Source organism: Phenylobacterium sp., from assembly GCF_036563385.1.
In the GTDB taxonomy this organism is placed as follows: Bacteria; Pseudomonadota; Alphaproteobacteria; order Caulobacterales; family Caulobacteraceae; genus Phenylobacterium.
This window is the reverse complement of record NZ_DATCML010000004.1, coordinates 839,325-863,421: the sequence shown is the minus strand read 5'-3', so window position 1 is coordinate 863,421 and position 24,097 is coordinate 839,325. Positions and strand designations below refer to the sequence as shown.

The 24,097-nt window shown below is 70.8% G+C and carries 21 protein-coding genes and 1 tRNA gene; 10 read left to right on the top strand and 12 right to left on the bottom strand.

What is annotated here, in order from left to right; genetic code table 11:
- Nucleotides 1-7: 7 nt before the first annotated feature.
- Nucleotides 8-1,462: a tetratricopeptide repeat protein gene (locus tag VIL67_RS05115; protein ID WP_332047757.1), complete on the top strand. Its 1,455-nt coding sequence runs from the start codon at nucleotides 8-10 to the stop codon at nucleotides 1,460-1,462.
- A gap of 86 nt (nucleotides 1,463-1,548) precedes the next feature.
- Nucleotides 1,549-1,950 (top strand): hypothetical protein, encoded by a 402-nt coding sequence (locus VIL67_RS05110; RefSeq protein ID WP_332047756.1) that lies wholly within the window; start codon nucleotides 1,549-1,551, stop codon nucleotides 1,948-1,950.
- A 279-nt stretch (nucleotides 1,951-2,229) separates the two neighbouring features.
- On the opposite strand, the gene VIL67_RS05105 is transcribed toward VIL67_RS05110, so the two are convergent.
- The 3 genes from VIL67_RS05105 to VIL67_RS05095 form a co-directional block, all read right to left on the bottom strand.
- Nucleotides 2,230-2,319: transfer RNA gene (locus tag VIL67_RS05105), tRNA-Ser, on the bottom strand.
- Between the two features lie 83 nt (nucleotides 2,320-2,402).
- The gene (locus tag VIL67_RS05100) at nucleotides 2,403-2,825 is read right to left on the bottom strand and encodes a PaaI family thioesterase (RefSeq protein ID WP_332047755.1); all 423 of its coding nucleotides are present in this window, start codon (nucleotides 2,823-2,825) and stop codon (nucleotides 2,403-2,405) included.
- A 59-nt stretch (nucleotides 2,826-2,884) separates the two neighbouring features.
- Nucleotides 2,885-4,447 carry a class I adenylate-forming enzyme family protein gene (locus VIL67_RS05095; protein WP_332047754.1) on the bottom strand — a complete coding sequence of 521 codons (1,563 nt, stop codon included), beginning with the start codon at nucleotides 4,445-4,447 and terminating at the stop codon, nucleotides 2,885-2,887.
- Between the two features lie 120 nt (nucleotides 4,448-4,567).
- Here VIL67_RS05095 and VIL67_RS05090 point away from each other — a divergent pair, with 120 nt between their 5' ends.
- From VIL67_RS05090 to VIL67_RS05080, 3 genes are all read left to right on the top strand, one after another.
- Complete coding sequence (locus VIL67_RS05090) at nucleotides 4,568-6,046, top strand: AMP-binding protein (RefSeq protein WP_332047753.1); 1,479 nt, start codon at nucleotides 4,568-4,570, stop codon at nucleotides 6,044-6,046.
- 98 nt (nucleotides 6,047-6,144) lie between these two features.
- Complete coding sequence (locus VIL67_RS05085) at nucleotides 6,145-7,341, top strand: thiolase domain-containing protein (RefSeq protein WP_332047752.1); 1,197 nt, start codon at nucleotides 6,145-6,147, stop codon at nucleotides 7,339-7,341.
- Nucleotides 7,342-7,343: 2 nt separating this feature from the next.
- Nucleotides 7,344-7,757 (top strand): Zn-ribbon domain-containing OB-fold protein, encoded by a 414-nt coding sequence (locus VIL67_RS05080; RefSeq protein ID WP_332047751.1) that lies wholly within the window; start codon nucleotides 7,344-7,346, stop codon nucleotides 7,755-7,757.
- A 168-nt stretch (nucleotides 7,758-7,925) separates the two neighbouring features.
- On the opposite strand, the gene VIL67_RS05075 is transcribed toward VIL67_RS05080, so the two are convergent.
- From VIL67_RS05075 to VIL67_RS05065, 3 genes are read right to left on the bottom strand one after another with little or no spacing between them, the layout of a single operon-like run.
- On the bottom strand, nucleotides 7,926-8,951 hold the full coding sequence (locus tag VIL67_RS05075; RefSeq protein WP_332047750.1) for a hypothetical protein: 1,026 nt from the start codon (nucleotides 8,949-8,951) through the stop codon (nucleotides 7,926-7,928).
- Between the two features lie 53 nt (nucleotides 8,952-9,004).
- Nucleotides 9,005-9,568 (bottom strand): P-loop NTPase family protein, encoded by a 564-nt coding sequence (locus VIL67_RS05070; protein ID WP_332047749.1) that lies wholly within the window; start codon nucleotides 9,566-9,568, stop codon nucleotides 9,005-9,007.
- A gap of 1 nt (nucleotide 9,569) precedes the next feature.
- Nucleotides 9,570-10,790, bottom strand: coding sequence for a CaiB/BaiF CoA transferase family protein (locus tag VIL67_RS05065; RefSeq protein ID WP_332047748.1), 1,221 nt, complete (start codon nucleotides 10,788-10,790; stop codon nucleotides 9,570-9,572).
- 71 nt (nucleotides 10,791-10,861) lie between these two features.
- Between VIL67_RS05065 and VIL67_RS05060 the strand changes: the two genes are divergently transcribed.
- Nucleotides 10,862-12,028, top strand: coding sequence for an acyl-CoA dehydrogenase family protein (locus tag VIL67_RS05060; protein ID WP_332047747.1), 1,167 nt, complete (start codon nucleotides 10,862-10,864; stop codon nucleotides 12,026-12,028).
- Nucleotides 12,025-12,807: an enoyl-CoA hydratase/isomerase family protein gene (locus VIL67_RS05055; protein ID WP_332047746.1), complete on the top strand. Its 783-nt coding sequence runs from the start codon at nucleotides 12,025-12,027 to the stop codon at nucleotides 12,805-12,807. The genes VIL67_RS05060 and VIL67_RS05055 overlap by 4 nt, the downstream gene beginning before the upstream one ends.
- An 11-nt stretch (nucleotides 12,808-12,818) precedes the next feature.
- On the opposite strand, the gene VIL67_RS05050 is transcribed toward VIL67_RS05055, so the two are convergent.
- The 5 genes from VIL67_RS05050 to pgl are packed head-to-tail and all read right to left on the bottom strand — an operon-like array spanning nucleotide 12,819 to nucleotide 17,162.
- The gene (locus VIL67_RS05050; protein WP_332047745.1) at nucleotides 12,819-13,076 is read right to left on the bottom strand and encodes a hypothetical protein; all 258 of its coding nucleotides are present in this window, start codon (nucleotides 13,074-13,076) and stop codon (nucleotides 12,819-12,821) included.
- Nucleotides 13,076-13,714 carry a bifunctional 4-hydroxy-2-oxoglutarate aldolase/2-dehydro-3-deoxy-phosphogluconate aldolase gene (gene eda, locus VIL67_RS05045; RefSeq protein ID WP_332047744.1) on the bottom strand — a complete coding sequence of 213 codons (639 nt, stop codon included), beginning with the start codon at nucleotides 13,712-13,714 and terminating at the stop codon, nucleotides 13,076-13,078. Before eda ends, VIL67_RS05050 begins: the two co-directional genes overlap by 1 nt.
- Entirely contained in the window at nucleotides 13,711-14,679 is a 969-nt protein-coding gene (gene glk / locus VIL67_RS05040) for a glucokinase (protein ID WP_332047743.1), read from the bottom strand. Before glk ends, eda begins: the two co-directional genes overlap by 4 nt.
- A complete protein-coding gene (gene edd / locus VIL67_RS05035; protein ID WP_332047742.1) occupies nucleotides 14,680-16,491 on the bottom strand; it encodes a phosphogluconate dehydratase in 1,812 nt (603 codons plus the stop codon).
- Nucleotides 16,492-16,499: 8 nt separating this feature from the next.
- Nucleotides 16,500-17,162 (bottom strand): 6-phosphogluconolactonase, encoded by a 663-nt coding sequence (gene pgl, locus VIL67_RS05030; RefSeq protein ID WP_332047741.1) that lies wholly within the window; start codon nucleotides 17,160-17,162, stop codon nucleotides 16,500-16,502.
- A gap of 188 nt (nucleotides 17,163-17,350) precedes the next feature.
- On the opposite strand from pgl, the gene VIL67_RS05025 reads away from it, so the two are divergent.
- Nucleotides 17,351-18,412 (top strand): glycosyltransferase family 4 protein, encoded by a 1,062-nt coding sequence (locus VIL67_RS05025; RefSeq protein ID WP_332047740.1) that lies wholly within the window; start codon nucleotides 17,351-17,353, stop codon nucleotides 18,410-18,412.
- Nucleotides 18,412-20,568: an amylo-alpha-1,6-glucosidase gene (locus VIL67_RS05020; protein WP_332047739.1), complete on the top strand. Its 2,157-nt coding sequence runs from the start codon at nucleotides 18,412-18,414 to the stop codon at nucleotides 20,566-20,568. The genes VIL67_RS05025 and VIL67_RS05020 overlap by 1 nt, the downstream gene beginning before the upstream one ends.
- A gap of 39 nt (nucleotides 20,569-20,607) precedes the next feature.
- Here VIL67_RS05020 and pyk read toward each other — a convergent pair whose 3' ends face one another.
- Nucleotides 20,608-22,020, bottom strand: a complete 1,413-nt coding sequence (gene pyk / locus VIL67_RS05015; protein ID WP_332047738.1) for a pyruvate kinase — start codon at nucleotides 22,018-22,020, stop codon at nucleotides 20,608-20,610.
- A 174-nt stretch (nucleotides 22,021-22,194) separates the two neighbouring features.
- Here pyk and VIL67_RS05010 point away from each other — a divergent pair, with 174 nt between their 5' ends.
- Nucleotides 22,195-24,078, top strand: coding sequence for a glycoside hydrolase family 15 protein (locus VIL67_RS05010; RefSeq protein ID WP_332047737.1), 1,884 nt, complete (start codon nucleotides 22,195-22,197; stop codon nucleotides 24,076-24,078).
- Nucleotides 24,079-24,097 lie beyond the last annotated feature (19 nt).

Here is a 24,097-nt window from a genome sequence, read left to right as displayed (position 1 = left end):
CGCGCCCGTGGACCCCCAGCAGAGCCGACTCGCCGCCCTGCAGCAGCGGCTCGCCCGCGCGCCGGGCGACCTGCAAGCCCTGGCGGACCTGGCGGCCGCCTACCGCGAGGCCGGCCGCGACCACGACGCGGAAGTCGCCGCCCGGCGGGCGCTGGAAGGGGATCCCGCCCACACCACGGCGCTGGAGACTCTCGGCGCCATCCTCCAGCTTCAGGGCCGGTACGACGAGGCGCTGGCTCTGGCGGAGGCGGCGCTTGCGCGCGATCCGCGCAACGTCGCCGCCCGGCTCCTGAAGGGCGACGCCTATCTGAACGACGGGCACGTCGCCGCCGCCCTGGAGGTCTACGGCCGCCTGGCGGAGGCGGAGGACTGGTGCGCCGCGGCCTGGCTCCGGCTCGGCCAGGCCCGCCGCACCGCCGGCGACAGCCCAGGCGCCTTGGCGGCTTTCGACGCGGCGGCCCGGCGGGCGCCGGGCGCGCCGGAGCCCACCTACCGGCGCGGCCTGCTGCGGCTTGCGGCGCAGGACTTCGCCGCCGGCTGGGCGGACTACGAGGCGCGCTGGCGGCTGCCGGCCTTTCTGCGCGGCTCGCGCGGCATGGCGCCCGAGGCCATGGTCCCGCACCTGCATCCCGCCCCCAGCCGTGCGGATCTGGCCGACCGGCGGGTGCTGGTGGTGGGCGAGCAGGCGGTGGGCGACGAGGTCATGTTCGCCAGCATGATCCCCGACCTGGCCAGGCTGGCGAGCCACGTCACCCTGGTGGCCAATCCCCGGCTCCAGCGCCTGTTCCGCGCCTCCTTCCCCGAGGTGGCCGTGCCCGACCCCAGCGGCCTGGCGATCGACGCCGACCTGCTGGTGGCGGCCGGCAGCCTGGGCGCGGCCCTGCGCCGGCACGTGACGGACTTCCCGGGCGAGGCCTACCTGCGGCCGCCGGCCGCCGATCTCGCCCGCTGGGCGGAGCGGCTGGGACCGCGGCAGGGGCGGCTCCGGATCGGTCTCTCCTGGCGCGGCGGCGTGGCCGAAAGCCACGCCCACGCCCGCTCCGTTCCCCTCGAGCGCTTCGTCGCCGGCCTCGGGCTCGACGGCTGCGATCTCGTCAGCCTGCAGCATGGCCCGGTGGCCGACGAACTGGCGGCCGCCGACGCCCGCGGCGACCCCCCGATCCGCCGCTTCGAACCCGCCGAGACGCACGACCTCGCCGACCTCGCCGCCCTGATCGCCAACCTCGACCTGGTGGTGTCCGTGCAGAACACCAACGTCCACCTGGCCGGCGCGCTCGGCGCGCCCTGCCTCGCCCTGCTGCCCGACGCCGCCGAGTGGCGCTACGGCGAGGCGGGGGAGAGCCTGCCCTGGTACCGCTCGGTCCGCCTGCTGCGCCAGCCGGCCCCGGGCGCCTGGGACGAGGTTTTCGCCCGCGCCCGGGCAGGTATCGCTCAGGCCGCGCCCCGGGCGCCAAGCCGCTGACGGGCCGGCGGGTGGCGACGGCGAGCCGGAACGGCCATGTTCTGGCCGAGGTTGGCGCTCAGCTTGCCTGCCGATCGGAGTTCCCCATGCGTATCCCCCTGCTTGGCGTCGGCCTTTGCCTCGCCCTTGCCGCCCCCGTGAGCGCCCAGGAGCCGATGGCCACCGCCGGCGCCTCGGGCGCGCCGCCTGCCGCCGAAGCCCCCGCGCCGATTGCGACGCAGGATAGTGACGCCGTGGAAGCCCGCGCTATCGGCGACTGGGCCAACCGGGTCCTCGCGGGCCAGCCCTCGGCCGAGGCGCCGTCGCCAGGCGAGCGCACGCGCTGCCACGCCCATGACGGCAAGCCGCACGGCGAGGTCTGGGCCGGCGTCGGCACCCGCGGCTACCGCTCCATCGGCGGCGTGGTCACCCAGCCGCTGGGCAAGTGCGGCAGCCTCACTGTCGGCCTCAGCCACACCGAATCCGACCTCGGCCGCCGCCGTCGCTGACGCACGCGTCCGCCGCCCCCGACTGTCATCCCGGTTTGGCGGGACGCGAAGACCGGGACCTCCAGCCCGCGTCCACCACCCTTTGCGCCAACGACCCGCCGCAGCCCCAACCGCCGGCCGCCGCGTACAGAGGTCCCGGTCTTCGGCTTCGCCGAAACCGGGATGACAGCCGCGGGGCAATCGCGCCATGCGCCAGCGCCAGCGCCGTTCCGTGTGGTCCGTGTCTTCCGTGGTTCCTTCGCCCGCCAGCGCAGGAGCGCGCTCAGATCACGTGGGCCATGGCGGAGAGGGAGGGATTCGAACCCTCGATACCCTTGCGAGTATGCCGCATTTCGAGTGCGGTGCTTTCAACCACTCAGCCACCTCTCCAGGCCGGATCCGGACCGCCCGAAGGGGTCCGCTGAGCGAAGGCGCGGAACCTACTCATCCGCCCCCGGTCGCGCAAGGCCCCGTCAGCGCGGATAGAGGACCATCTGGGTGCAGCGGAAGGTCGCCATCAGCTTGCCGGTGGTCTCGTTGGTCACCTCGGCGTCCCAGACCTGGGTCATACGGCCCCCGTGGACCAGCCAGGCCCGGGTGGCGACCACCTCGCCGATCTTCGCCGTGCCGAGGAAGTTGGACTTCAGCTCGATGGTGGTGAAACCGCTCGCCCCCTCCGGCAAGGAGGCCACGCAGGCGTAGCCACAGGCCGAGTCGGCCAGCGCCACGACGGAGGCGGCGTGCACGAAGCCGTTCGGGGCCATGTGCCCCTTGGCCACCCTGAAGCGCCCGCGCGCCGAGCCGTTGGCCACCTCCTCCCATTCGATGGCCAGGTTTCCGGGCAGCGTCCCCTGCTGCCGCTCGGCGAACGCCGCCGCCTGGTTGCCTTCCATCATGGCTCATGCCCTCCGACTGAAACTTGGCAGGTGGGTAGGCGCCGCAAGGGAAGACAAGGTCAAGCCGTGGTGGCCGGCCCCTGGTAGGCGTCGCGCAGCTCGCGCTTCAGGATCTTGCCGATGTGGCTGCGGGGCAGGCTGTCCACCAGCTGCAGGTCGGCCAGCCGCTGGGTCTTGCCGACCCGTTCGTTCAGCCACTGGCGGAGCGCCTCGGGCGCGACGGCCTGGCCAGGCTTCAGCGCGACATAGGCCACCGGCGTCTCCCCCCAGGCCTTGGACGGCACGCCGACCACGGCCGCCTCCAGCACCGCCTCGTGCTTGACCAGCTCGGCCTCCAGGTCGCTCGGGTAGATGTTGAAGCCGCCCGAGATGATCATGTCCTTCTTGCGGTCCATGAGCGTGAGGAAGCCGTCCTCGTCGAAGCGGCCCACGTCGCCGGTGCGGATGTAGCGCAGCCCTTCCGGGCTCCACCATTCGGCCTCCGAGGTCTTGCCCGGCTGGTTGTGGTAGCCGACCATCATCGCCCCGGAGCGGCCGACCACCTCGCCGATCTCGCCCTGCGGGACCTCCTTGCCGTCCTCGTCGATGAGGCGGATGTCGTGGCCCGGCAGCGGCCGGCCGACAGTGTGCAGCTTGTCGGGGAACTCGTGGCACTGCAGGCCGCAGGACCCGCCGCCCTCGGTCATGCCGTAGTACTCGACGAGCCCGCCCGGCCAGCGGTCCAGCACCTGGCGCTTCAGCTCGGCCGAGAAGGGCGCCGAGGTGGAGAACTTCATCTGGTACGAGGAGAGGTCGTATCGGTCGAAGTCGGGATGCTCCATCAGCCGCCGGTACTGCACCGGCACCAGCATGGCGTGGGTGGCGCGGTGCTTCTCGGACAGCTCCAGGAACGACTTCACGTCGAACTTCGGCATCAGCACCGCGGTGCCGCCATTGGAGATGGTCGGCAGGAACGACACCAGCGTGGTGTTCGAATAGAGGGGCGTGGAGACCATGGTCACCGCGTCGGCCGGGTAGACGCCCCGGCGGATCTGGCCCCAGCGCATGCGGTGCGGCTGCACGATCCCCTTCGGCGCCCCGGTCGTCCCGGACGAATAGATGATGTTGAAGCCCTGGTCGGGGTCGACCTCGTGCAGCTCGGGCTTCGCGCCTTCCGGCGCCAGCCACTGCTCAAAGGGCGTGCCGGCGTCTGAGCCGTCCAGGCTCACGCGCTTGGCGGTCACCTGGTCCATGACGCCGGCCATGTGCTCGGCCAGCTGCTTGTCGAGGAAGAAGACCTTCGCCCCGCTGTCGTTCAGCTGGACGATCAGGCTCTCCGGCGTCGAGGAGGGCGCCAGCGGCGCCACGGTGGCGGCCGCCCGCAGGACGCCCAGGAAGGCCGCGCCATATTCGACGCTCGACGAGGCGCAGATCGCCGCCACGTCCGCCCTGCCCACGCCGTCCCGCTGCAGGGCCGCGGCGATGCGGTCCATCAGGGCGTCCAGTTCCGCGTAGGAGATCACCCGCCGGGCGTCGACCAGGGCCGGCTTGTCCTTGAGCCCGCGGGCCTGGGCCCTCACCACGTCGGCGATCGTGCCGAAATCCTGGCTCAGCAGCTCTTCGACGGACAGGTCGGCGGGCATCGGGCGGCGCTCCCTCAAACAATCGTTTCAACCGCCGTCATAGCGCCTTGCGGACGCTGCGTCAGGCGGGTTCAGTATCGGCAAGCACAGGGCGGACGAACCGCCGGCGGGAGGACCCAAATGGCCGACGACGGCATGATCTCCTTCGGGGAGAAGCTGCGCCAGCATGCGCGCACCCAGCCTGACAAGCCGGCGGTCACCTGCGGCGAGGAGACGATCACCTACGCCGAGCTGAACCGTCGCTCGAACCGCATGGCCCGCGCCCTGCAGGCCCATGGCGTCAAGCAGGGCGACCTCGTCACCCTCGGCATGCCCAACGGCGTGGGCTTCGTGGCCGCCGCGCACGCCATCTGGAAACTGGGCGCCACGCCCCAGCCGATCTCGTTCCGCCTGCCGCAGGGCGAGCTGAAGGCGATCGCCGACCTGGCCGAGACGCCGCTGGTGATCGCCCAGTTCACACATGAGATCGGTCGCCCAATCCTCGACGCCGACGCCCTGCTGACGGCCAGCGACGACGACAGCGATCTGCCCGACGCGATCCCGCCGATCTCCAAGGCGCCCACCAGCGGGGGCTCCACGGGACGGCCTAAGCTGATCCTCTCCGGCCAGCCGGGGCTGACGGCCCGCGAGACGCCGGAGGCCGGCGGCTTCCGCCTGCGGCCGTCGGAGACGGCGCTGATCCCGGCGCCCATGTATCACAACGCCCCCTTCGGCATGATGATGCAGGCCACGGCGCTCGGCGCCCACGTGGTGGTCATGCCGCGCTTCGATCCCGAGGCGACCCTGGCCGAGATCCAGAAGCGCCGCGCCACCTGGGTCTACCTCGTGCCGACCATGATGAGCCGCATCTGGCGGCTGCCCGAGACGGTGCGCGCGGCCTACGACCTCTCCTCGGTGGAGACGCTCTGGCACATGGCGGCGCCCTGCCCCGCCTGGCTGAAGGAGGCCTTCATCCACTGGATCGCGCCCGGCGAGGTGATGGAGCTCTACGCCGGCACCGAGGCGCAGGCGGTGACCATCATCACCGGCTCGGAATGGCTGGAGCACCGCGGCTCGGTGGGCCGAGTGACCGTGGGCGAGATGGCGATCTTCGGCGAGGACGGCCAGCCGCTGCCCCCCGGCCAGACCGGCGAGATCTACATGCGCCGCCCGCCCGGCTCGCCGCCCACCTACAGATACCTGGGCGCCACGCCCAAGACCCTCCCCGGCGGCTGGGAGAGCCTGGGCGACCTCGGCTGGTTCGACGACGACGGCTACCTCTACCTGGCCGACCGCCGGGCTGACATGATCCTGGTGGGCGGCTCCAACGTCTATCCGGCCGAGATCGAGGCGGCGCTGGAGGAGCATCCGGCCGTGCAGTCGGTGGCGGTGATCGGCCTGCCCGACGAGGACCTCGGCAACCTGGTCCACGCCATCGTCCAGCTCCGCGCCCCCGTGCGCGAGGACGAGCTGCGGGCCCACCTGAAGGACCGCCTGGTCACCTACAAGCAGCCGCGCAGCTATGAGTTCGTCGACGAGGCCCTGCGCGACGATGCCGGCAAGGTCCGCCGCTCCGCTCTGCGGGATGCCCGGCTGAAGAAGGCCGCCCAGCCGGCTTAACGGCAGCGCTCACGGCCATTGATGCGGGGCTTCCCGCCGCCACGTCACGCCTGCTAAGCGGGCCTGCATAAATTCGAACAGTCGTTTGGGGAGGGTCGATGAGCATCAAGGGCAAGGCCTACGTCATGGGGGCCTACGAGCACCCCACGCGCGATGCGCCGGACAAGTCGACACCGCAGCTGCATGCGGAGTCGGCCGCCGGCGCCCTGAAGGACGCCGGCCTCAGCCCTGAGGACGTGGACGGCTACTTCTGCGCCGGCGACGCGCCGGGCTTCGGCCCGCTCTCCATGGTCGACTACATGGGCCTCAGGAACGTCCGGCACGTGGACTCCACGGAGCTTGGCGGCTCGTCCTACATCGCCCACGTGGGCCACGCCGCCCAGGCGATCGCGGCGGGCAAGTGCCAGGTGGCGCTGATCACCCTCGCGGGCCGGCCGCGGAACGGCGGCAACCGCCCGGGCGCCTCGATGCGCGGCGGTCCGTCCGGCGGCGGCCTCACCGACGGGGCGCCGGAGGCGGGCTACGAGCAGATCTACGGCGGCTCGACCCACAACACCTACGGCATGTGCGCCATGCGCCACATGTACGAGTACGGCACCACGTCCGAACAGCTGGCCTGGATCAAGGTGGCCGCCAGCCACCACGCCCAGTGGAACGAGCACGCCTACCTGAAGAAGGTGGTCACCGTCGAAGAGGTGGTGAACTCCAGGATGATCTCCGATCCGCTGCACATGCTGGACTGCTGCGTGGTCACCGACGGCGGCGGCGCCCTGATCGTCACCTCGCCCGAGGTGGCCCGCAGCCTGAACCGCCCCAGGGTCCGCGTGCTGGGCGCGGGCGAGAGTCCCAAGGGGCTGATGGGCGGGCACGACCTCGACCTCACCCACTCGGGCGCCGTCTGGTCGGGCCCGCGCGCCTTCGAGGAGGCCGGCGTCACTCCGGCCGACATCAAGTACGCCTCGATCTACGACAGCTTCACCATCACGGTCCTGATGCAGCTGGAGGACCTGGGCTTCTGCAAGAAGGGCGAGGGCGGCAAGTTCGTCGCCGACGGCAACCTGATCTCGGGCGTCGGTAAGCTGCCGTTCAACACCGACGGCGGCGGCCTCTGCAACAACCACCCCACCAACCGCGGCGGCATCACCAAGGTGATCGAAGCCGTGCGCCAGCTGCGCGGCGAGGCGCACGAGAAGGTGCAGGTCCCCAACTGCGACCTCGCGATCGCGCACGGCACCGGCGGCTCGCTCGGCATCCGCCACGGCGCCGCCACCGTCATCCTCGAGCGGGAGGCCTGAGAATGTCCCCAGACACGACATCCAACGTCATGACCCGCCCGATCCCGGCGCCGCCGGTGACCGTCGAGAGCCAGCCGTTCTGGGAAGCCGCCAAGGAAGGCCGCTTTCTGATCAAGCGCTGTGAACCCTGCGGCAAGGCCCACTGGTACCCGCGCGCCGTCTGCCCGTTCTGCCTCTCCAGCGAGACCAAGTGGGAGGAGAGCCCCGGCGAAGGGGTGATCTACGCCTTCTCGGTGATGCGAAAGTCGCCGAGCGGCCCCTACGCCATCGGCTATGTCACCCTGGACGAGGGCCCGGCCGTGCTGACCAACTTCGTCGATGTCGGGCCGGACGACCTGGCCATCGGCATGCGGGTCAAGGTGCGCTTCCAGGACACTGAAGGCGGCCCGCCGGTCCCGGTGTTCGCGCCGGTCTAGGCGGCCGCGTTCCCTCTCCCGCCCCGCGGGAGAGGGCTAGGGTGAGGGCGGCTCGGCGGCTCGAGCGCGCAAGGCGTTGGACCCGCGTGCACAGGTCCCACCGGAGTAGCAGCCCAGCATCCTGCACCGCCCTCACCCGACCTCTCCCGCACGCGGGAGAGGAGCGCCTCAGCGTCCCCCGCCGTCCTTCGCCCCGCCGCCGGCGGCGGCCGTGCGCGCGGCCTTCTCCTCGGCCCGGGCGCCGGCCAGCATGTTCTCCAGGCCGTAATTGCCCTCATGGCAGGCGTACTCGTAGATCGGCCCCTTGGTGGCGTTCATCGCCACCTCGCCCTCGATCGGCTCGGCATAGAGATCCGGATCCTCGATGCGGAACTTGTAGGCGATCTTGCCAGGCGCGATGCGGGTCAGCCGCTCGATCACCTTCTGGTTGGCGTTGCCGCCCCGCAGCCCCTGCTCGGGCCGGAAGTTGGTGGTCTCGATCACCAGGGTGTCGCCCTCCCACCAGCCGATGGAGTCGCCCATCCAGGTCTTGATGTGGGCCGGCGGGTGCTTGCCGCCCAGCCGCACGTGACGGACGTCGTGGACCATCTCCACCTGGATGGCGACTTCGTCCTTCGTCTGAATGATGCTGTACGTGTTGTTGTACATCAGCGGCAGCATCGGCGGGCCGGCGCTCGAGCCGAACGACAGCAGGCACCGTTCGCCCAGGCTGAAGCTCTCGGGATTATCTGTCCGGCCGCCCGTCCGCCGCATGGCGGCCGCCTTGCGCGCGGGGAACTGGCCGTTGGCCGGCGAAGTGAGGATCGAGGCCCGCTTCTCGCCTCCGAGGTCGATGACCTCGGTGCCCGGGTCCTTCCAGCCCTGGTTGTAGCCGCAGTTGAAGCCGGAGATGCCGTCGGGTCCGCAGTCGGCGTTCTTCAGGTCCGCCACGGTGGCCTCGGGCCGGGTCGGCGCATCCGCCCGGGCCACCTGCTCGCGGGTCGCCTGCTCCAGGGCCTCGGCTTCGGCCTTGGTCAGCACATTGCGCGTGCCGAACTTCGCGTCCCGGGTCAGGGGGGTGATGGTGGCGTTGGACCAGATGCCCTGCAGGTCCGGCTGACCAAAGGCGGTCCTGGGCGCCTTGTAGGCCTGCGCGGCCGCGCCGTGCGCGAGAGCCGACGCGAGCAGCGCCAGCACGAGAGCCCGTGAGCCCATCTGATCCTCCCATACCGGTTCTTCTTGACCGGTGTTCGGCGAGCATAGGCCAGTCAGGCCGGCTCCGCCAATGGCGCAGCACGCGCCTTGAGCGTGACGACCAGCTCGTCGGCCTCGCGCGGATGCCTCAGACGGTGCTTGTTGAGGTGCGCCGTTCGCGGATCCGCGAACAGCGCCTCGTATTGGGTCCGACGGCGGTGGAACGTGTCCCAGGCCCAGCGGATTGGATGCTCCTTGTCCATCCAGCGGCGGAACAGCTCCTTGTTGCCGGTGCCCGGCCACAGCTCCGTCTTGCTCACGGCGCGCAGAAACGAGCGACGGATCACCCGGCGCATCACCAGCGGCCGCTCATAGTCGAGCCAGACCAGGTCGGTGGCCTTGGGCAGGATGACGTCCTGGGCCACGCCATAGTTGCCGTCGGTGACCCAGCGCTCACGGGCGATCGCAGCCCTGATCTTCCCCAGGAACGCGTCCGGATCCGCCTGGTGCAGGCCGCGCCAGCCCGGCTCCCAGTTCAACGCATCGAGTTCGACGCGTTCCAGGCCGAGCTCCAGAGCCAGCCGCCGGCCCAGCGTCGACTTTCCCGATCCCGACGAACCGATGATCGAGATGCGCACCTCACGCCCCCTGAACCTCGGCGAGCTCGGCCAGCACCTCGTCCGTGTGCTCGCCGAGCCTGGGCGGGTGGCGGCGGATGTTGGCGGGGGTCTTCGAGAACTTCACGGGCGGCTTGATCGCCCGGTAGCGGCCGGCCTCCGGGTGCTCGTACTCGCGGAAGAAGCCCACGGCCTGCAGGTGCGGCTCCTCGTGCAGGTCGTCCATCCTGTTGGTCTTCACCACGGGGATGGACAGCGGCTTCAGCAGGTCCAGCCACTCCTGGGTGGTCTTGGTGGCGGCCGCCTCTTCCACCAGGGCGTAGAGTTCGTGGGTGTGCTTGGCGCGCATGGCGTAGTCGGCGAAGCGCGGATCCGACTTGATCTGCTCGCCGAAGCCGGCCGCGTCGAAGAACTGATCCCACTGCTTGTCGGTGTAGGGCAGCAGGCCGATGTAGCCGTCCTTGGTGGCGAACGGCTTGCGGTACGGGTTGATCACCCTCTGGTAGCCCCATTGGCCGATCGGCGGCTCCCAGGTGTGGTCGTAGAGGTGCTCCACCAGAAGGAAGCTGGTGACGCACTCCAGCATCGGCACCTCGACGAACTGCCCCTCGCCGGTGCGCGCCTTGTGCAGCAGGGCCGCGGTGACCGCCTGGGCCATGAACAGGCCGGAGACCTTGTCGGCGACCAGGGTCGGCAGGATGCGCGGGGTCGGGTTGCCATCTGTACGGGGCAGGACGTCGGCCAGGCCGGACGCCGACTGGATCAGGTCGTCGTACGCCGGCTCGCCGGCATAGGGGCCGTCCGAACCGTACCCTGCCGCGTGGACATAGACGATGTCGGGCTTGATCGCCGCCACGTCCTCGTAGCCCAAGCCCAGGCGCTTGAGGCCGTCGTAGCGTACGGAGGCGGCGAACACGTCGCAGGACTTGATCAGGCGGCGGATGGCGCGCTTGGCGCTCTCCTGCTTCAGGTCCAGCACCACCGAACGCTTGTTGCGGTTGATGGTCAGGAAGATGGGGCCCATGTCCCGCGGCGCCCCTTCGGGCACGTGGCCGGCCCAGCGCATGATGTCGCCGCCCGAGCCCCGGCCGGAGCCGGGATCCTCAAGCTTGATCACGTCCGCGCCCTGATCGGCCAGGATCTGGGTGGCGTAGGCGCCGTTGACCACGCTGGTCAGGTCGAGCACGCGGATCCCGGCCAAGGGTCCGGTCGCCTTGCTCTCCAGCTGCTTGGTTTCCGCCACGTCCAGTCTCCCCTCGCGGTCTTTGCCGGTTATGATCGGCGATAAGAACAGACCGACGCGGGGGAACGCCAGTGGACTTCGAACTCTCCGAAGAGCACCGCATGCTGCGGGACCTGGTGTCCCGCTTCGTCCGCGACGAGCTGATGCCGCTGGAAGGCGCCGTCATGCAGCGGGAGGCCGAAGGCAAGGGCGCCTACCTCTCGGCGGAAGAGCAGGCGAGGCTCGACAAGGTCTCGGGCGAACTCGGCCTCTTCGGCCTGGACGCGCCGGAGGACGTGGGCGGCTCCGACCTGCCCATGGTCGCCATGGTGGGCGTTGAGGAGGAGATCGGCCGCACCGTCACGCCCTACACCCTGCCGCCGGACAGCCCGAACCTGCGCATGCTGATGCAGACGGTGAACGAGCGGCAGCGCGAGGCCTATCTGGCCCCCTACGTGGCCGGCAAGACGGTCTCGGCCATCGGCATCTCCGAGCCGGGCGCCGGGTCGGACCCGCAAGGCATGACCACCCGCGCCGTGCGGGATGGCGACGACTGGATCATCAACGGCCGAAAAATCTGGATCACGCGGGCCGAGAACGCCGACTTCACGATCCTGATGGCGGTCACGGACCCCGAGAAGAAGGCGCGCGGCGGGATCAGCGCCTTCCTCGTGGACAAGGGGACGCCCGGCTTCAACGTGCTCCGCCGCATACCCATGCTGGGCGGCCAATACACTTACGAGATCGCGCTGGAGGACTGCCGCGTGGAGGGGTGGAAGCTGCTCGGCCAGGAAGGCCAGGGCTTCGCCCCCATGCAGACGCGGCTCGGCACCCGCCGGATCCAGATGGCCGCCTGGTCGGTGGGCATGGCCCAGCGGGCGCTCGACATGATGATCGAGTTCGCACCCCAGCGTCGGACATTCGGCGCGGCGCTGTCTGAACGCCAGGCCATCCAGTTCTGGATCGCCGAGGCCGCCACCAAAATCCACGCGACGCGGCTGATGACCTACGACTGCGCCGCGAAGCTCGACCAGGGCCGCGACGTGCGCAACGAGATCAGCATGATCAAGTGGTTCGCCACCGAAATGGCCTATGAGACGGTTGACCGGGCCATGCAGGCCTTCGGCGCCATGGGCATGACCAAGGAGCTGCCGCTGCAGCTGATGCAGGCGAAGCTCCGCACGATGCGCATCTACGATGGCCCCACCGAGATCCATAAGTGGGTGGTGGCCCGCAACCTTCTGGGGACCAGGAAATGAAGTCGGGCTACGGCGACCACATCAGCGCGGCCATGGACGGACACGTGGCCGTCGTCACCATCGACCGACCGCCCACCAACTTCGTCTCCGTGGAGCTGATCCACGACCTCGCCGACGCACTGGAAACGGCGGACGGCGAGCGAGACGTGCGCTGCGTTGTCTTGCAGTCCGAGGGCAAGGCGTTCTGCGCGGGGGCCGACCTCGCGCGCCCGGACGACCGGGTGGCGTCCGGCATGGACGGCGTCTCGGCCCTCTACCAGCAGGCGGCGCGGCTGTTCGCGGTGGACACGCCCATCATCGCCGCCGTGCAGGGGGCAGCCGTCGGCGCGGGTCTCGGCCTGGCGGTGGCCTGCGACTTCCGTATCGCCTCGCCCGAGGCGCGGTTCGCCGCCAATTTCGTGAAGCTTGGCTTCCATCCAGGCTTCGCCCTGACCCACACCCTGCCCCGACTGATCGGCGAGCAGCGAGCGCACCTGATGTTCCTCACGGGGCGGCGGATCAAGGCGGAGGAGGCGCTGGACTGGGGGCTCGTGGATCAGGTCGTGGCCGCCGACGAGCTTCGCGGCGCCGCCCTGGCCCTGGCCCGCGAGATCGCCGAGAACGCGCCCCTGGCGGTGATTGCGACGCGCAAGACCTCTCGCCGCGGCCTGCTGGAAGCGGCCCGCGCGCAGATGGCGCATGAGCACGAACAGCAGACCATCCTGCGCGCTACGGAGGATTTCGCCGAGGGCGTCCGCGCCGTGAACGAGCGCCGCGCGGGGAACTTCACGGGCCGGTAGCGGCCCGCCGCCTATCCCTCGCTGAACCGGCTCCCGGCCACGCGCTCGCACTCCGCCGCGAGCTCCTTGAACAGCAGCGACAGGATGACGAGCGCCCGCCCCTCGACGTCGGGGGCCTCGGCTCCGGGGTGCCAGTCGACCATCATGTCGAAGGCCAGCTCCGGCACCATGGCGTTCCGGGCGAGCACGCTGACCGTGGCCGAGCCGGGGTCACCTGGCCTAGCCCGGGCGGTCACCAGCCAGCGCAGCTGTTCGTTGGAGTTCGGCATCAGCCTTCGACAGGCGCCGGGGCACGCTGGCCCAGCGCCGCGGCTTCGCGGGCGAGCGCCGTGATCCGCACCCAATCGCCAGCCTTCACGGCGTCGGTCGGCGCGACCCAGCTGCCGCCGACGCAGAGCACGTTGGGCAGCGCGAGGTACTCAGGGGCGTTTGCGGCGCTGACGCCGCCGGTGGGACAGAACTTCGCCTGCGGAAAGGGGCTGGCGTAGGCCTTCAGCGCGCCCGCGCCGCCGACGATGTTGGCTGGGAACAGCTTGAAGCACTCGAAGCCCGCAGCGAGGCCCGCCATCAGCTCCGTGGCCGTGGCGATGCCGGGCAGCAGGGGCGCGGCGCCGTCCGGCCCCTCGCCTTCGATCAGGCCGGGACTGACCACAAACTGCGCGCCCGCGTCCGCCGCGGCCTGGCGCAGGGCCGGCGTGAGCGCGGTGCCGGCGCCGACCACGGCGCCTTCGATCTCTCCGGCCATCCGCCGGATGCACTCCATCGCCACGGGCGTGCGCAGGGTGATTTCCAAGACGGACAGACCGCCTTCCACCAGGGCGCGGCCCAGCGGCACGGCGTCGGCCACATCGTCGATGATCAGGACGGGGATCACCGGCGCGCGGGTGAGGATGTCCTGGATCTTCATAGGCGCTCCATCTGCTCCAGCTCGCGCGCCGCGCCGACGATCGCCGGGTAGGGGTGCAGCACGAGCGAGGTGGGGATCTGCTTCACGTAGTCGGACAGGCGGCCCTTGTCCTCGAACCGCGCGCGGAAGCCGCCGGAGGCGAGCCGATCCGCCAGCTTGGGCGCGATGCCGCCGGAGATGAACACCCCGCCGCGGGCGCCGAAGGTGAGCGCCAGGTCGCCGGCCACCGAGCCCATGATGGCGCAGAAGCGGTCGAGGGTCTCGCCGGCCAGGGCGTCACCGCTGGCCGCGGCCTCGTAGACCGCCCGCTGGTCCTCCAGCGGGGCGATGCTGCCCCGCACGTCGGCCAGGGCCCGGTAGAGATCGAACATGCCCGGCCCTGAGAGGATGCGCTCCACCGAGACGCGGCCGTAGCGGGCGTTGAGCCGGCGCCAGACCTCAACCTCCACCTCGTCGAGCGGTGCGAAGGCGGCGTGGCCGCCCTCGGTGGCCACCGAGACATCGCCGCGGTCGGCCCGGGCAAGGCCGGCCACCCCGAAGCCGGTTCCAGCGCCCAGCACCACCATGGGACAGTCCGAGCCGCCCTTCAGCTTCGGCCCCAGGGGGCGCAGCTCTTCGGGATCAAGCCTCGGGCAGGCCAGCGCCTGGGCCGCGAAGTCATTCAGCAGCTTCACCGCCTCGAAGCCGAAGTCGGCGATCAGCTCGCCTTCGGAGATCTGCCAGTCCAGGTTGGTGAACTCGATCTCGCCATCGACCACCGGCCCCGCCACCGCGATCACCGCCCTCGGCGGCCGCTTCCGGCCGACCGTGGTCTCCAGGTATTCAGAGATCACCTCGGTGATGGTGGAATAGTTCTTGGCCGGGAAGATCCGCGGGTTGCGGACGTGCCCCTGGGAGTCGACCACGGCGAAGCGGGCGTTGGTGCCGCCCACATCGCCCACGAGGCCCACGTATTGCGGCTTCACCTAGGCGGCCTCGAAGAGCGCGCAGGCGCCCGCGTCGGCCGGACCCGCGGCGCGGCGCATCCAGCCATACATCTCGCGTCCGTAGCCGAAGCCCGACGGCGGGGCCGTGGCCGGCGTACGGCTCATCAGTTCGTTTGTCCCCACCTTGATGGCGAGCTCCCCCGTCACGGCGTCCAGCCGGATGATGTCCCCGTCTCGCACATAGGCCAATGGGCCGCCGTCGGCGGCCTCCGGCGTCACGTGGATGGCGGCCGGCACCTTGCCCGAGGCCCCGGACATGCGCCCGTCGGTGACCAGCGCCACCTGATACCCCTTGTCCAGCTGCACGCCCAGAGCCGGCGTGAGCGAGTGCAACTCGGGCATGCCATTGGCGCGTGGCCCCTGGAATCGCACCACCGCGACGAAGTCGCGATTGAGCTCGCCCCGCTTGTGGGCGGCCAGCAGCTGGTCCTGGTCGTCGAACACCAGCGCCGGCGCCTCGATCACGAGGTGCTGAGGCTTCACCGCCGAGGTCTTGATGACCGCCCGGCCAAGCGGGCCCTTCAGCAGGCGCAGGCCGCCTTCCGACTGGAACGCGTCGTCCACCGGCCGCAGCAGCTCACGATCGAGCGACGTCGCCGCGCCTTCGCGCCAGACCAGCTTGTCGCCGTCGAGGAACGGCTCGGCCGTGTAGCGGCGCAGGCCGGGCCCGGCCACGGTCATGACGTCGTCGTGGGCGAGGCCGGCGGCGAGCAGCTGCCGGATCACGAAGGCCATGCCCCCCGCGGCGTGGAAGGCGTTCACGTCCTCGCTGCCGTTCGGATAGACCCGGGCGATCAAGGGCGTGACCCGGGACAGGTCGTCGAAATCCTCCCAGGTGATGCGGATGCCCGCGGCCATGGCCATGGCCACCAGGTGCAGGGTGTGGTTGGTCGAGCCGCCGGTGGCCAACAGGCCGGCCAGGGCGTTGACCACGCTCTTCTCGTCGAACACCGCCGCCATGGGAATGTAGTCATTGGTCCCGTCGCGGATCTCGACAGCCCGGCGGGCGGCGGCGGCGACCAAGGCGTCGCGCAGCGGCGTGTTCGGGGTGATGAAGGCGGAGTTCGGCAGGTGCAGGCCGGTCATCTCCATCATCATCTGGTTGGAGTTGGCCGTGCCGTAGAAGGTGCAGGTCCCCGGGCCATGGTAGGACTTCATCTCTGAGTCCAGCAGCTCCTCACGGGTCGCCTTCCCCTCGGCGTAGAGCGCCCGCACGCGGGCCTTTTCCGAGTTCGAGATGCCCGAGGTCATCGGCCCGCCGGGCACGAAAATCACCGGCAGGTGCCCGAAGGCGAGCGCGCCCATGGTCAGGCCTGGCACGATCTTGTCGCAAATCCCCAGCATCAGCGCCGCGTCGAAGGCGTCGTGGGTCAGAGCCACCGCCGTCGACATTGCGATCACGTCCCGCGAGAACAGGCTGAGCTCCATGCCCGGGCGGCCCTGGGTGACCCCGTCGCACATGGCGGGAACCCCGCCGGCGAACTGCGCCGTCGCCCCCACCTCGCGGGCCGCATGCTTGATGATCGCGGGGAAGCGCTCCAGCGGCTGATGGGCGCTCAGCATGTCGTTGTAGCTGGAGACGATCGCCACGTTGGGCGCGGTCGGATCCCGCATCCGCTGCTTGTCGCCCTCGCCGACGGCCGCGAAGGCATGGGCGAAGTTGGCGCAGGAGAGCTTGGCCCGGCCCACGCCGGCGGAGCGGGCCGCCTTCATCCGCTCCAGGTAGTCGGCCCGCGTCGCGCGGCTGCGCTCGACGATGCGCTGGGTGACCTCGGCCGTGACGGGATGCATGCTGAACCTCAGAAGCTCGGCGCCCAGAGGACGCGGACGGGGACCTGGTCCTGGGCGAGCAGGGCCCGCACGGGCAGGTCGGCTCCGGCCTGGGCGCGGGCGATCACCTCGCGCTTAGCCTCCCCGGCGATCAAGAGGAAGATGGCGCGCGCCTGCAGGAGCGCCGGGAGGGTGAGCGTGACCCGAGGCACGGGCGGCGACCCGACGCCTGCCGGCACAGCCAATGTAAGGCGCTGGCCCGCCGGATTCATCCCCTCGGCCAGTCCCGGGTCGCCTGGGATCAGCGAAGCCACGTGACCGTCCTCGCCCATGCCCAGCAGCACGGCGTCGAACGGCAGGAGGGCGCGGAGCACGGCGTCTTCCGGCTCCGGCCACAGCGGGACGAGGTGCGCCTTGGCGGGCTCGCCGTGCAGCAGACGCTCGCGCAGCTGGCGCACGTTCGCCTCCGGAGCGTCGGGCTCCACGCAGCGCTCGTCCGACAGCGTGACGATCACCCGCGCCCAGTCGACCTTCGCCGCGCGCAAGCGGTCGTAAGTCTCGCCGGGGGAGCGACCGCCGGTGCCCACCAGGCCCGCCCGGCCGCGGGTCTTCAGGCCATGAGCCAGGCAGGCCTCCACGCCGTGGGCGGCGGCTTCGGCGAGCGCGGCTGACGTCGGGTAGGTCTCGATCATGCCGGGTTAAACCTCGGAGCGGGGCTCGCGCTCAAGCCCTACCGCGCGAGCCTCGGCGATCACGGTTACGTCGGAGCCCGTCAGCGGGATTGACCGGTTGCTGAACAAGCGCCACCTATGCCGCTGCGTCCGGGTCGGGGCCCCGCGACGCCGGACTCAAAACCGGCGCGCACTGGACAGTGTGGGTCATGAGGATTGCGCAGGTCTCTCCCTTGTACGAGGCCGTGCCGCCGCGCCTGTATGGCGGTACGGAACGTGTGGTCGCCCATCTCACCGACGCCCTGGTGGAACTGGGCCACGAGGTCACCCTCTTCGCCAGCGCCGAGGCGCAGACCAAGGGCCGGCTGGCGCCCGTGCGCGACCAGGCGATCCGGCTCGATCCGGCGCCGCTGAAGTCCGATCTCGCCGCGCACCTGTCGCAGCTGGCCGAGGTCCGCCGCCGGGCCGCCGAGTTCGACGTCATCCACTTCCATACGGACATGGTCCACTTCCCGTTCTTCGAGGACGTCGCGCCGCGAACCGTCACCACCCTGCACGGCCGACTCGACCTTAAGGACCTGCCCGAGGCCTACGCCCGCTGGCCGCAGTTCCCGCTGGTCTCGATCAGCGACGCTCAGCGGCGGCCGCTGCCGTTCGCCAACTGGGCGGCCACGGTCCATCACGGCCTGACAGCCGATCTCTACCGCTTCAGCCGGAAGAGCCGCGGCTACCTCGCATTCCTCGGCCGCATCTCGCCCGAGAAGCGGCCTGACCGGGCGATCCAGATCGCCATCGCCGCCGGCCGTCCGCTGAAGATCGCCGCCAAGGTGGACCGCGTCGACCAGGCCTATTTCGACGAGAAGATCGAGCCCCTCCTGCACCACCCGCTGGTGGAGTTCGTCGGCGAGATCGGCGACGCGGAGAAATCCGGGTTCCTCGGCGGCGCCGAGGCCCTGCTGTTCCCCATCGACTGGCCTGAGCCCTTCGGCCTGGTGATGATCGAGGCCATGGCTTGCGGGACGCCCGTCCTCGCCTACGACTGCGGCTCGGTGCGGGAGGTGGTGGAGGACGGTCTCACAGGCTTCATCGTCAAGAGCGACGCCGAGGCCATCGACGCGGTGGGCTACATCGGCGGGTTGGACCGCGCCGCCATTCGCGCCCGCTTCGAGCAGCGGTTTTCGGCCCACGCCATGGCCCGCCGCTATCTCGACCTCTACGCAACGCTGCTGGCCAAGGCGCCTGCGCCGGCGGTCGTGGGGGCCATGGCCTGATGTCGGCGGACGATCTCGCGCCCGACCTCGAAGCTCCGTTGGAATGGGGCGAGGTGGAGGAGCCCCGCGTCCCGCAGCGGCTGTTCCCGCTGAAAGATCGCGACACCTTCCTGGTCGCCGATGTCTACGGCGACATCCTGGGCTCCGGCGACGGGCTGTTCCACGACGACACCCGTATCCTTTCGCTGTGGCGGCTGCTCCTGGGCGCCCGGCCGCCGACCCTGCTGTCGGGGGCGATCACGCAGGACAACGTGGTCTTCACCTTCCACGGCCTGAACAAGGCCATGCCGGCGCCCGGCCCCGCCGGCCCGCCCGGCGTGCTGCACATCGAGCGCAGCCACTTCCTCTGGGAGGACCGGCTGTACGAGCGGGTCAGCGTGGTCAACTACAGCCAGTCGGTGGTGATCCTGCCGCTGGTGTTCGAGTTCGACGCCGACTTCCGGGACATGTTCGAGGTGCGCGGCGCACGCCGGGCGAAGCGCGGGCGCTTCCACCTGCCGGAGGTGGGCGAGCGCTCGGTCCGCTTCCGCTACGAGGGCCTCGACAGGGTGGAGCGCACCAGCGTGGTGGCCTTCTCCGACCCGCCGGCCCGGCTGACGGAACGGCGGGCCGAGTTCATGTACGCCCTGCGCGGCGAGGGCCGGATCGAGCTGTATCTGGAGATCGGGGCCACGCCCGCTCTGCCGCCGAGCCGCGAACGGTACCGGGCCGCCGCCGCCCGTGCTCGCTTCGCCATGCGCGCCCGCCGCCGCCGAGGCGCCCGCGTGCGCACCGCCGGGCGGCTGTTCAACAGCTGGATCGACAAAAGCCGCGCCGACCTGGCGCTCCTCACCACGCCGATGGAGACCGGCCCCTACCCGTACGCCGGGATCCCGTGGTTCTCGACGGCCTTTGGCCGCGACGGCATCCTCACCGCCTGGCAGGCGCTGTGGCTCGACCCCTCGCTCGCCCGCGGCGTGCTCACCTACTTGGCCACCCACCAGGCGGAGACGGTCTCGGCCTTCCGCGACAGCCAGCCCGGCAAGATCATGCATGAGACCCGCCGCGGCGAGATGTCGGCCCTCGGCGAGGTGCCCTTCGGCCGCTACTACGGCGGCGTCGACACCACCCCGCTGTTCGTGGCGCTGGCAGGAGCCTATTTCGAGCGCACCGGCGATATCGACCTGATCCGCAGCCTTTGGCCGGCCCTGGAGCGCGCCGCCGCCTGGGTGGCGCGCTGCGCCGATGCGAACCCCTGGGGCCTGCTGGACTACGCCCGCGGGGCCGAGAGCGGCCTCTCCAACCAGGGCTGGAAGGACAGCGGCGACAGCGTCTTCCACGCCGACGGCCGTTTCCCGAAGGGGCCGATCAGCCTGGTGGAGGTGCAGGGCTACGCCTACGCCGCCTACCGCGCCATGGCCGGCTTCGCCGCCGAGCGGCGCGACCTCGAGGCGATCGACCACTGGACGTACCGGGCGGAGAAGATCCGCGCCACCGTCGAGCAGCTGTTCTGGATGGAGGACGAGGGCTTCTACGCCATCGCCCTCGACGGCGAGGGCCAACTCTGCCGGGTCCGCGCCTCCAACCCGGGCCACCTGCTGTTCAGCGGCCTGCCGGCGCCCGACCGCGCCCGCCGCGTCGCCCAGCGCCTGATGTCGCCGGACTTCTTCTCCGGCTGGGGGATCCGCACGCTCGCCACCGGCCAGGCCCGCTATAACCCGATGAGCTACCACAACGGCTCGGTGTGGCCGCACGACACCGCGCTCTGCGCCATGGGCCTGTCACGCTACGGGGACCGGGAGGGCGCAGCCCGGGTCACCGCGGCCCTGTTCGAAGCCGCCGTGCAGATGGACATGCGCCTGCCCGAGCTGTTCTGCGGCTTCCCGCGCAGCGCCGGCGAGCCGCCGGTGCCCTACCCAGTCGCCTGCATGCCGCAGGCCTGGGCGGCGGGCTCCGTCTTCATGCTGCTGCAGGCCTGCCTCGGCCTTTCAATCGACGCCGCCGCGCGGGAGGTGAAGATCCGCGACCCGCGCCTGCCAGTGGGCATCGACCACCTGCGGATCGACAACCTTGCCGTGGGCGCCTCGAAGATCACCCTCCAATTCGACCGCCAGGGCCGCCGGGTGGCCGTCAAGACCGACACCCGCGACGTCGACATCAGGGTGAAGCGGCGGTGACCTACTCCGTCTCCCTCAGGGAGAGGGTGTGCGTCTCGCCTAGCGCCTGGGCGTGTGCGCCAGCCGCAGGATGTTCGCCGCCCCGGGCGAGCCCATGGGCAGGCCGGCAAGGATCAGCACCCGGTGGCCTGGGGGGGCGAGCTCCATTTCGGCGGCATGGGTGGTGGCCACCCGCGCCAGGTCCTCGGGGTCGAACAGCTCCGGGATCACGCGGCTCTCGACGCCCCAGGACAGCGCCAGCTTGCGTGCGGTCGAGAGCTTCGGCGTCAGAGCCAGGGTCGGCTGCAGCGGCCGCTCCCGCGACAGCCTTAGCGCCGTCTGGCCGGTGGTCGTGAAGGCCACCAGGCAGGCGGTCGACGCCGCCTCGGCGGCGCGGCGCGCGGCCGCCACCAGGGCGTCGGCGTCGGCGTCGTCCACCGGATACTCGGCGCGCATCAGTTCCGGCCAGCGCGGATCGTTCTCCACCCGGGTGATGATGCGGTCCATGATCGACACGGCCTCCAGCGGGTAGTCGCCCACCGCGCTCTCCGCCGACAGCATCACCGCGTCGGCGCCCTCGTAGACCGCCCCGGCCACGTCCGAAGCCTCGGCGCGGGTGGGCGTCGGAGAGTGGATCATGCTCTCCAGCATCTGGGTGGCGACGATGACGGGCAGGCCGCGCAGCCGCGCGGCGCGGATCAGCCGCTTCTGGGCGACCGGCACCTCCTCCGGGTTCAGCTCCACGCCCAGGTCGCCCCGGGCCACCATGATGGCTTCCGACAGGTCGAGGATCTCGTCCAGCACGTCCAAGGCCGCCGGCTTCTCGATCTTGGCGAGCACCGAGGCCCGCCCGTCCACCAGACGGCGCAGCTCGGCCATGTCCGAGGCGCGCTGCACGAAGGACAGGGCCACCCAGTCCACCCCCTGGTCGAGGGCGAAGGCGAGGTCGCGGCGGTCCTTGTCGGTGAGCGCCGGGATCGGGATCGCCGAGCCCGGCAGGTTCAGGCCCTTGTTGTCGGACAGCTGCTCGCCGGCCTCGACGGTGGTCTGGGCGAAGTCCGGGCCGTGCTTGGTCACCCGAAGCCGCACCTTGCCGTCGTCCAGCAGCACGGCGGCCCCTGTGCGAAGCGCGGCGAAGATTTCGGGGTGCGGGACCTGCACGCGGCTGGCGTCCCCCGGCGCGTTGTCGAGGTCCAGGCGGAAGTCCTGCCCGACCTTCAGCCGCACCACGCCGTCCGCGAACTTGCCCAGCCTGAGCTTCGGGCCCTGCAGGTCGGCGAGCACCGCGATGGGCCGCCCCACTTCGGCCTCGGCCCGCCGGACGGCCTCGATGGTCCGGGCGTGGTCGGCGTGGGCCCCGTGGCTGAAGTTCACCCGGAAGACGTCGGCCCCGGCGCGGGCCAGTTCGGCGATGCGGTTTCGGCTGGCGGGACCCAGGGTCGCGACGATGCGGGCTCGGCGGGCGCGGATCATCCGGCTCTCTTCTTCCGTCTGCTCTCGTTGGGATCTGCCGGCGAGAACGCACAACCGACTCGCACAGCTTCCGGAGCCAAGCTTATCAAGGCACGTTTAGCCCGCGTCGAGCGGAAACCGGGGCGCTCCGCCCGCCAAACGCGCACCAACGAGAAGTAGAGGGGACCTCACGGCTTGGCCCAGAACCTTGACCTGTTCCCGATCGGCAACTGCACCGCCAGCGCGCTGATCGACCGCGCCGGCCGCTTCGTCTGGGCCTGCGTGCCCCGGGTGGACGGCGATCCGTTCTTTTCGGCCCTGCTGGGCGGCCGCGACCCCAACGCCGAGAACGCCCGCGGCGTCTGGGACATCCAGGCGGAAGACCAGGCGGAGGTGCGCCAGGGGTACCTGCGCAACACCCCCATCCTGCGCACCGAGGTGTCCGATCGCTCGGGCGCCCGTTTCGAGATCATCGACTTCTGTCCCCGCTACCGGCAAATGGGCCGGGTCTACCGTCCGCTCGCCTTTATCCGGCTGGTGCGGCCGCTGTGGGGCACGCCGCGCATCCGGATTCGCCTTCGGCCCACCGGCAACTACGGCGAGCACGACACGCCGGTCACCGTCGGCTCGAACCACATGCGCTTCATCGGCCCGGAGGCGACGCTTCGGCTCACCACCGACGCGCCCATCAGCCACATCAAGGAGGAGCGGACGTTCCGGCTGGAAGAGCCGATCGCCATGTTCCTGGGCCCCGACGAGGGCTTCGACTCCGACGTCGCCACGACCACCGCGCGCATGCTGCGCGAGACCACCGACTACTGGCGGACCTGGGTGCGGACGCTCTCCGTGCCCCTGGAATGGCAGGACGTGGTGATCCGCTCGGCCATCACCCTGAAGCTCTGCGCCTATGAGGAGACCGGCGCGATCGTCGCGGCCCTGACCACCTCGATCCCCGAGCACGCCGACGACGACGGCAAGGCCCGGAACTGGGACTACCGCTACTGCTGGCTGCGCGACGCCTACTACGTGGTCCAGGCCCTCAACCGCCTGGGCGCCGCCGACATGCTGGAGAACTACCTCGTCTACCTGCGCAACTTGGTGGACCAGGCCCGCAAGGGCGACCAGGCGCCGGTCTATGGCGCGGTGGGCCAGGGCGGCCTCGGCTCGGCCGTGGTCTCGGACACCAGCAAGGCCAGCCACGTGCAGCCGGTCTATGGGGTCGGGCTGGAGCCCGTGCTGACCGAATGGATCGCGCCGCACCTGCCGGGCTACCGCGGCATGGGACCGGTGCGCGTCGGCAACCAGGCGCACGAACACCTGCAGCACGACGTCTATGGCCAGATCATCCTGTCGACCGTGCAGGCCTTCTTCGACGAGCGCCTGTTCCGGCCGGCGACCGTGGAGGACTTCCAGGCGCTCGAGCCGATCGGCCAGCGCGCCTTCGAGCTGCACGACAAGCCGGACGCGAGCCTCTGGGAGTTTCGCGGGCGCGAGGCGGTTCACACCTATTCGTCCGTGATGTGCTGGGCCGCCTGCGACCGCCTCGGGAACGCCGCCGAGAAGCTCGGGCTGGCCGATCGCGCCGCCTACTGGAACGGATGCGCGGCCAAGGTGCGGGCGACCATCGAGAGCCGCGCCTGGAACGCCGAGCTCGGCCGCTACGCCGCCACCTTCGGCGGCGACGAGCTGGACGCCAGCCTGCTGCAGCTGATCGACGTCCGCTTCACCTCGCCGGACGACCCGCGGATGCAGGCCACCATGCAGGCGGTGGAGGCGGGCCTGCGTCGCGGGCCCTTCATGCTGCGCTACGCCATCCCGGACGACTTCGGCGAGCCGAAGACCGCCTTCAACTTCTGCACCTTCTGGCTGATCGAGGCCCTGCACCTCTCCGGCCGCTCGGATGAGGCGCGCGAACTGTTCGAGGAGATGCTCGGCCGCCGCACCGCCGCCGGGCTCCTTTCGGAGGACATTTCCTTCGCCGGCGACGAGCTCTGGGGAAACTACCCGCAGACCTACTCCCTGGTCGGCCTCATCAACTGCGCCACCCTGCTCTCCCGACCCTGGACCAGCGTGCGGTAGGGAACCTTCGCCGCCCGTT